Below are 6,194 nucleotides of genomic sequence, written 5' to 3' on the forward strand. Positions count from 1 at the left end.
GTTCTCTCATTTATGTTAAGATGGTTGTAGTTCATGGGATTCTCCTTGATAAATGTTTGTTTTCTCACTCACATTTTATCATTGAACCCATGGACTTTTTTAATTCTTATAGGCTGTTGCACTTATTATGATAATTTATCATGAGAAAAAACGGAGATCTTGTCCCCGTTTAGTTGGATAATTTCCGTTTTCGTAAGGCAAACAACAATATGCAGATCACAAGTGAACCACTGAATAAACGTGTCCATAGTGTCGTATGTGTGGTGATGCCTGTTTGTATACCTTTATTTTTTTGTGCCGGTTTTGGCTTTGAATTGGTGTTGGATGATTGTTTTTTGTTTGTTTGTGCATTGGCTGTAAAGGTCCATGTCCCTGTGAATGTGATATCTGTATCCAATGCTTTTTGATTGACATCATACCCTGCAAATGTCCAGATGCCATCTGACACGTTTACTTGATTGGCTGTGGGTTGGGTTGGTGAAACCGTTTGTCCTTCTTGAGCGGTTGTTGTTTGTGGCAATAACTTTGTGATCGAATCGGGAAGATCTTTGCCTTGGGTGCCACTCACAAATTGATAGGAAATGGAATGAATAGCTGGTAAAGTCAGATTTAAGGTTTGATAGCCTTCTTTATAATTGGTGGCATTATTTTTTACACCAGCTTTGGCTTTGATCGTTTGGACATTGGTATCATGGGTTGCTTTGAATGTTTGTACATATGTATTGTCAGTTTGGGTAATGGTTGAAATGGCTTCGGCATTTTCAACATCAAAGCTGACTTGATTGGTTGTGGGTAAACCACTTACATTGTTGAAATCATTTTGGATCGTGAGTGTAAGGGTAAAGGATTGGCCGCGTTGGATCGTACCTTGTACGTCACTGGTCAAAGTGAGTTCGGGGGCAACTTGCCAAATTTCAACATAGGTTGGTACATGATTGAAAGTGGTGGGTAGACGATAATTCTTGGCATCGGGGCCATATAAGGTGAAGTTGGAAATATTGATGGTTGTATAAGTTCCGGCATTGGCGGATGCTAATTGACCATCCCCATCGGCACCGACTTCGTTGGTTGGTGTTGTCGTAGAATGATAATCTTCACGCGTATAGACATGTTCCATGTCGGACCAATCACCATTCAAGTAATATTCACCGGATGAAGGAATGGCTGCTCAACCAAAATTAAATACTTTCACTTGATTGGTTCCATCATAATAGCGGCTATTCACAAACGCAAAACTTTGGTTTGTGGAATAATGACCGGCATAACTGGCTGGATCGGCTTCGGTTGCATATACTTGTTGGGGTAAAAAAATAAAGAATAGGCCTGCACATAATAGGGCTTGGACGATTTTTTTCATTTGTGTCTCCCTCTATTTTAAAAATATTGTATTTTACAACAAATATATTCTAGCAATGGTTAAAGGAAGATTCTATGAAAAAAGTCCCAGTTCGATCATTTCTGAGACTTGTAATAGGGAAGGAAAGCTTGTTTCCATTCGATGATTTGTTGATAAAAGAGGGGATCTTGGATCCATTGGGACATGTGTGCATCCAAATAAGGAAGTAGCGGTGTATGGGCGAACCGCACTTGGAGCATGGCTAGTAATTGGCCGATATCGTATCCAGGATAGCCCCAGTGTGCACATTCCAAATCAACCAAAGCCGGTTTTTGGTATCCCATAAAACATTATAGATGCTAACATCACCCAGACAGAGCATTTGCTTGCCTAGGGGTGGTTGTTGTTCAATCTTATTTTGATACATGCATTTTTGGATCTTTGTTTGATAACTAAAATAAGATCCGGTTGCTTGTCGAAGATCTTGTTTTGTGATGTTCTTTAGATCTTCAAAAAAGGAAAAAAGAGGTTTCCATAGTTGTTCATCCATCAAATCTTTTGCTTGAAATTGGGATAGAGGACGACCTGAAAGTCGCTTCATGGTCAACGTTGTCGTTTTGGGCTGCCAGGCAATGATTTTTGGAAATTGGATTTGATCGTCTTGGAGCGAGCTCAACAAATGGATCATATCTACTTCCACTTGAGCGCGTGTAAGTGGCCAGTGGGTATCGTACTTTTTTAAGTGCGAATGATAGACCTTGATGATCTGGTCTTGTTTGGCTTGGACATCATTGACCCTGGCAAGCAAAGTAGGATCAGAGTAATTCATCAAGGATCATACATACGCGTGCCGTCAACAAGGGACAGTTCGCAAAGCAATTGTTCTCGACCGCTTTTTTGGCACCTTCTGGTGTACCAATGTTTACGCCAATGATATCTTCACACTGCAAGGATGCATAATAGGTTTGGAATGCATCTTCCAATTGTTTCACTTTCTGTTGGAGGACGGCTAGATTTTCTGCGTCTTTTTGACCTGTATATCCATATTTGAGGCCTAGACCCATCATGGCGCCGGTAAGCGCACCACAGCGTTCGCCATTGAACATGCCACCGCCAAATCCAGCACCAATTTTTTTGGCCGTTTTTTCATCATATCCCAGTTTCTTAGCGGCATAAGCCAGGGTTACTTGTGAGCAATGAAGTCCGGATGCGAAATCTTTTGCGACCGTTTCTACAAAGGTTGTACTTGGTTCTTTTGCCATTTTGATTTCCTTCTTTCTTTATAATAACTCGTCTAAAAGCATACATACACGAGCCGTCAATAGAGGACAATTTTTGGTTAATTGTTCTTCTTGGATCTTCTTTTGGCCTTCGGGTGTACCGAAATTAGCACCAATCACATCTTTACACAATAAGCTATGGTATTGATCCATGAATGCAGCTTCCAAAGCTTTTTTCTTGGCTTGTAAAGTTTGTTCATTGGCTTTGTCTTCCGGTCCGGAATGGCCGTATTTGAGGCCAAGGCCCATCAATGCACCCGTTAATGCGCCACAGCGTTCGCCATTCATCATGCCACCACCAAAAATGGAAGCCATGTGTTTGGCTGTATCCACGTTGTATCCCAGTTTTTTTGCGGCATACGCAAAAGTGACTTGGGAACACATCATGTGTTCTTGGGTGAAGTCATGGGCAATTTGTTCAATGAGTTCCTCACTTGGTTCTTTCATACAATTTCCTCACTTTCATTGTAAGGTTAAAATAAACCTATAAAACCAATTTGTCAACTAGGAATAAAAGTGTTAAACTCTCAGTATACAGAAAAAAGAAAAAGGAGCCAAGTATCATGCATATTGCGGAAAATGTAACAGATTTGATTGGGCATACGCCCATGGTGAAATTGAGTCAAAAAACCAATCCCACTGCAGCTGAAGTCGTGGTGAAGTTAGAAAATTTCAATCCCATGTCCAGCATTAAAGATCGTGTAGGTCTAGCTATGATCGAAGATGCAGAACAAAAGGGCATTCTTTGTCCTGGAGCTACGATCATCGAGCCAACCAGTGGCAATACCGGTATTGGATTGGCGATGGCTTGTGCAATCAAGGGCTATCACTTGATCTTGACCATGCCGGAAACGATGAGCATGGAGCGTCGGAAAATATTAACCGCATTAGGGGCGGAAATCGTTTTAACGGAAGCACGGTTGAATATGCCGGGTTCGATCCAAAAGGCCAAAGAATTACAGGCACAAATTCCTCATGCATGGATCCCTGATCAATTTTCCAATCCGGCCAATGCCGAGGTGCATCGGCAAACCACCGCAAAAGAGATTCTAGCGGATACCGATGGGCAAGTAGACATCTTTGTGGCTGGCGTTGGTACAGGAGGTACGTTGACAGGCATTGGCAAGGTTTTGAAACAAAACGATCCAAATACCCAAGTGGTAGCGGTTGAACCGTTGAAATCTGCTGTATTGTCGGGTGGCAAACCCTATCCGCATCGGATTCAAGGAATCGGGGCTGGCTTTATTCCCGCTAATATGAATATGGAGATTGTCGATGAGATCTTATTGGTGGAAGATGAAGATGCGAGCAAGTATGCCCATTTGTTGAGTCAAAATGATGGCATCTTAGCTGGAATTTCGGGGGCGGCCAATGTGTGGGCAGCCGTTACTTTGGCACAGCGTCTGGAAAATAAAGGAAAACGAATCGTAACGGTATTGCCCGATAGTGGAGAACGCTATTTGAGTACGTGGTTGTTTGAAGAGTTTGCTCGCAATGCCAAAGAGGCAGGAAATCGATTGGATCAATCGGTATTTAAAGATCTGGATAGTCATTTGCCAAAAGCCGTGGCTTTGTCTTTGCGTTATTTTCAAAATGGCTTGTATTGTTCGGAAGCGATGTTGCGTGGATTCAATGAAGCGTATGAGTTACAGTTTCCTAGTGATCAATATAAGATTGCGACCGCTTTTGGGTCCGGTTTAGGGGAATCGGGTTGCGCTTGTGGTGCGGTAACGGGTTGTGCCATGGTCTTAAGCTTAATTGCGGGGCGTAGTCATAATTATGAATCGGAACGTTTGGCTTTTACGGTGACCAATGAATTGCATGATCGCTTCCGTCAATTGGAGCATGCGATGTGTTGTCGTGTACTAACGAAGCCATTTGTTTGGAATTCCGAAGAGCATAAGATGAATTGTGAGCGAATCGTCAAGGAAGCAGCCGAGATTACCGATGATATCATTCAGAATCAGTTATTGGATTATCTACCTAAACATGGAGGTAAAGCACTAGAGGAAAAGCCAAAATATATCAACAATCCCAATAAGGTGCGTATCTAATGAATTTGGAAATGTTTGAAGGCGTTTCGGCATTGATTCATGATCCGCAGTACCGGAAACCGTTGGGTCTTCCTGAACAGGTGGTTGAATCGTATCAATTATTAGCGATGGGGGAATACAATGTGAATTTTAAATGGATTCATCCCCTAACGCAAAAGCCTTTATTATTGCGAATCAACACGGCCAGTCAGATCCATGTCGATGATTCGATTGGGTATGAAGCCCATGCCTTGGATTTGTTGAAAGAAAGTTGCCATACCCCTCAAGTATGGGGCTGTTGGCCCAAAGATACGCATCGTCCCTATGGGGTCTTGGTGGAATCTTGGTTACCAGGCCATGCTTTGGATTATCAAACAGAGTGTGGATTGGGTATGCAGATCTTAGCGGATATTCATAGTATTCCAATATCGGTGAATGATGGTCTGATCGTTGATAACGATCCTTTGGCTGCGATATTGAAAGAATGTGAAGACATGTTTTCGGTTTATGTGCATGCATCCAATAAGGATGCGCATGTGGAAGCACATATTCGTTCGATGTTGGATACGGCTTGGCAGATATACAAAAACAATCCAACATCGATGTCGTATCGATGTTGTGTCAATACAGAACTCAATAATGGGAATTTTTTGATCAATGGCAATGAAAAAACCAATTATTTGATTGATTGGGAAAAACCGGTATATAGTGAGCCGGCACAAGATCTGGGTCATTTTTTCGCGCCTACGACCACATTCTGGAAAACCGATATCCTTTTGGAGAAATCCTGTGTGGATGCCGTATTGAAAGAATATATCCAAGCGGTCGATGGACGTTTTTGTTTGGATGGATTGATCGAACGGACGTATACGTATTTATCGATTACTTGTTTACGGGGCATTACCTATTGTGCGATGGCTTGGGTCCAATATCAACAGTCTGATCGCTTGATCCACAATCCAGAAACAAAAAAGAAGTTGGATCAATATCTCGAGGATGCCTTTTTGGATCAAATAGAACAAAATTATTTATAAAACAGTCAGAACTGGCTGTTTTTTTATAGGCGTAGACCTTTGATGTCTTTGATTCGGCTTAGGATGACATTGGTTTGAATGGATAGGGCACCAGGTAATGGATCGATGACTTCTTGAAGAAGACGGTCCATTTCTTCTTGTCCGGCAACGATGGCATGTACATGAAGACGACAATGACCAGTTGTTTGATAGATTTGGGTAATGTCCGGACAATCTTTGAGTTTTTGAATAACGGTATGGAATGTTTCTGGTTTTGTTTCAATTTCAAAAAAACAAGAAATGGAATCCGTTAGTTTATGCGGATCTATGATGGTCGTATATTCTTCAATGATGCCACGATTTTCCAATTCTTTAACGTGGTTTTTCACTGCCACTCGTGATATACCAAGTTTATTGCCAATTTCTGAATAGGTATATCGCGCATTTTCAATCAATAATTCTAATATTTTTTGATCCAGTGTATCTAGTTCTTCCACAAACATAGAAGTCTCCTTTTCTGCTTTTATTGTAC

The 6,194-nt window shown here is 41.6% G+C and carries 8 protein-coding genes; 2 read left to right on the plus strand and 6 right to left on the minus strand.

What is annotated here, in order from left to right; all coding sequences use genetic code 11:
- Window positions 1–169 precede the first annotated feature (169 nt).
- The 5 genes from SOS22_RS03960 to SOS22_RS03980 all read right to left on the minus strand — a co-directional run bounded on the left by SOS22_RS03960 (window position 170) and on the right by SOS22_RS03980 (window position 3,063).
- Window positions 170–1,117, minus strand: a complete 948-nt coding sequence (locus SOS22_RS03960; protein ID WP_320596378.1) for an SHIRT domain-containing protein — start codon at window positions 1,115–1,117, stop codon at window positions 170–172.
- Between the two features lie 51 nt (window positions 1,118–1,168).
- Window positions 1,169–1,357 (minus strand): hypothetical protein, encoded by a 189-nt coding sequence (locus tag SOS22_RS03965; RefSeq protein ID WP_320324598.1) that lies wholly within the window; start codon window positions 1,355–1,357, stop codon window positions 1,169–1,171.
- Window positions 1,358–1,598: 241 nt separating this feature from the next.
- A complete protein-coding gene (locus SOS22_RS03970) occupies window positions 1,599–2,165 on the minus strand; it encodes a hypothetical protein (RefSeq protein ID WP_320596379.1) in 567 nt (188 codons plus the stop codon).
- On the minus strand, window positions 2,152–2,598 hold the full coding sequence (locus tag SOS22_RS03975) for a C-GCAxxG-C-C family protein (RefSeq protein WP_320324596.1): 447 nt from the start codon (window positions 2,596–2,598) through the stop codon (window positions 2,152–2,154). The genes SOS22_RS03970 and SOS22_RS03975 overlap by 14 nt, the downstream gene beginning before the upstream one ends.
- A gap of 18 nt (window positions 2,599–2,616) precedes the next feature.
- On the minus strand, window positions 2,617–3,063 hold the full coding sequence (locus SOS22_RS03980; RefSeq protein ID WP_320596380.1) for a C-GCAxxG-C-C family protein: 447 nt from the start codon (window positions 3,061–3,063) through the stop codon (window positions 2,617–2,619).
- A 116-nt stretch (window positions 3,064–3,179) separates the two neighbouring features.
- On the opposite strand from SOS22_RS03980, the gene cysK reads away from it, so the two are divergent.
- Window positions 3,180–4,670 carry a cysteine synthase A gene (cysK, locus tag SOS22_RS03985; RefSeq protein ID WP_320596381.1) on the plus strand — a complete coding sequence of 497 codons (1,491 nt, stop codon included), beginning with the start codon at window positions 3,180–3,182 and terminating at the stop codon, window positions 4,668–4,670.
- The gene (locus SOS22_RS03990) at window positions 4,670–5,683 is read left to right on the plus strand and encodes a phosphotransferase (RefSeq protein WP_320596382.1); all 1,014 of its coding nucleotides are present in this window, start codon (window positions 4,670–4,672) and stop codon (window positions 5,681–5,683) included. Before cysK ends, SOS22_RS03990 begins: the two co-directional genes overlap by 1 nt.
- A gap of 23 nt (window positions 5,684–5,706) precedes the next feature.
- On the opposite strand, the gene SOS22_RS03995 is transcribed toward SOS22_RS03990, so the two are convergent.
- The coding region (locus tag SOS22_RS03995) for an Lrp/AsnC family transcriptional regulator (RefSeq protein WP_320596383.1) at window positions 5,707–6,194 on the minus strand (488 nt) is incomplete at its 5' end.

Origin of the sequence: Absicoccus sp. (genome assembly GCF_034090965.1) — a bacterium.
GTDB classification, from domain to species: Bacteria; Bacillota_I; Bacilli_A; order Erysipelotrichales; family Erysipelotrichaceae; genus Absicoccus; species Absicoccus intestinalis.

What these genes read in the sequence shown, in the direction of transcription:
- SOS22_RS03960 (WP_320596378.1), bottom strand. Translation starts at nt 1,117, where the DNA reads ATGGAACATGTCTATACGCGTGAAGATTATCATTCTACGACAACACCA.
- SOS22_RS03965 (WP_320324598.1), bottom strand. Translation starts at nt 1,357, where the DNA reads ATGAAAAAAATCGTCCAAGCCCTATTATGTGCAGGCCTATTCTTTATT.
- SOS22_RS03970 (WP_320596379.1), bottom strand. Translation starts at nt 2,165, where the DNA reads ATGAATTACTCTGATCCTACTTTGCTTGCCAGGGTCAATGATGTCCAA.
- SOS22_RS03975 (WP_320324596.1), bottom strand. Translation starts at nt 2,598, where the DNA reads ATGGCAAAAGAACCAAGTACAACCTTTGTAGAAACGGTCGCAAAAGAT.
- SOS22_RS03980 (WP_320596380.1), bottom strand. Translation starts at nt 3,063, where the DNA reads ATGAAAGAACCAAGTGAGGAACTCATTGAACAAATTGCCCATGACTTC.
- cysK (WP_320596381.1), top strand. Translation starts at nt 3,180, where the DNA reads ATGCATATTGCGGAAAATGTAACAGATTTGATTGGGCATACGCCCATG.
- SOS22_RS03990 (WP_320596382.1), top strand. Translation starts at nt 4,670, where the DNA reads ATGAATTTGGAAATGTTTGAAGGCGTTTCGGCATTGATTCATGATCCG.